The sequence below is a fragment of the Paenibacillus sp. p3-SID1389 genome, from assembly GCF_025151705.1.
Classification (GTDB): domain Bacteria; phylum Bacillota; class Bacilli; order Paenibacillales; family Paenibacillaceae; genus Fontibacillus; species Fontibacillus phoenicis.
In genome coordinates, this window is sequence record NZ_JALXVO010000119.1 from 1 (window position 1) to 1,319 (window position 1,319).

A 1,319-nucleotide genomic window follows, 5' to 3' on the forward strand; every position below is an offset into this window, starting at 1 on the left:
CGCGATCACTCAGTTAAAATGTTACTAAAGAGGCATCGGTTCACTCACATCGAAATGTTACCGAAGGGATGTGTTTTGAAACTGAGCATGAAAACACGACGTGAAGTAATCCGTACCTTGGCTGATCAATACATGAGAGCGAAATCGCGAAATGAGAAATCTGCAATCCTTGACAACGCCGTGAAGGTGCTGGGTTGCCATCGGAAGCATGCTATCCGCGCTCTCACGAACCCTCCTGCGCTGACACCAGCGAAATCGAAACGTAATCGGCCATTAGCTTACCAGGAGGCGATGCCCGTCATTGAGCGCGTTTGGGAAGCCCTGGATTATCCTTGTGCCGAGCGACTGCATCCTGTTCTGCTCGATACAGCCCAGAGCCTTGCCCGGCACGGTCACCTGCACCTTACCGACCTTATCATATCGCAGTTGCAAAAGATCAGCCGCCCGACATTGGCGCGCAGGTTATCCACACTTCGTTGTCCAAAAGCCAGACCAGCTGTCAACAAGCGAAAGCCGCTCGCCGAACTCCGTTCACAAGTGCCCATGATCGCCTACGATTGGGATGAAACGCGTCCGGGCGCGCTGGAAATCGATTTGGTCGAACACAACGGCGGATCGTCGCTCGGCCACTTCGCCTATACGCTGACTGTGACCGACGTGGTCTCCGGCTACACCCGCAGACGCGCGCTGCTCGGCAAATCCCAACTTGCCGTGCTTCGTGAGCTCAAGCACATCATCGCGGAGTGGCCCATGCAGCCTTGGGGGATCCACAGTGACAACGGCCAAGAGTTTTTAAACGCCCATTTGAAAACCTTCTGCGCTTCGAACAACATTCGTTTCACGCGCAGCCGCCCTTATCGCAAAAACGACAATGCTCACGTGGAGCAAAAAAACGGCTTCCTCGTCCGCCAGCTGGTCGGCTACGAACGCTATGACCGCACGGAACAGGTGGAGTGGCTCAACTCCATCTATGCTCTGCATGATCGGTACTTCAATTGCTGCTTGCCCACTCGCAAGCTGATCGGCAAGGAGCGTCGCGGGGCTCGTGTAAAGAAAACATTCGACACGGCCAAAACACCCGTTGCCCGGTTAATCGAATTGGGCGTGCTACGACCAGAACAAACCCAACGGTTACAGGCGTATCAGACTTCCCAAGATCCGCTTGCATTACACAATCAGTTGGAAGCGCTGCTTTCCCAACCCGTGACGCCTGCCTCCGCTACGCGCCCAGTGGAGGCTATGTAACAGCCTCCACTGGGTAACAAAATTACGTGAGTGAACCATTATCCTTCGGTAACATTTTTATATGAGTTGACACG

At 54.0% G+C, this 1,319-nt stretch carries 1 protein-coding gene; it reads left to right on the top strand.

From position 1 onward, the window contains the following. Positions 1-1,245: transposase family protein (locus tag M3G15_RS21320; protein WP_260072017.1), on the top strand; the 1,245-nt coding region annotated here is incomplete at its 5' end. Positions 1,246-1,319 lie beyond the last annotated feature (74 nt).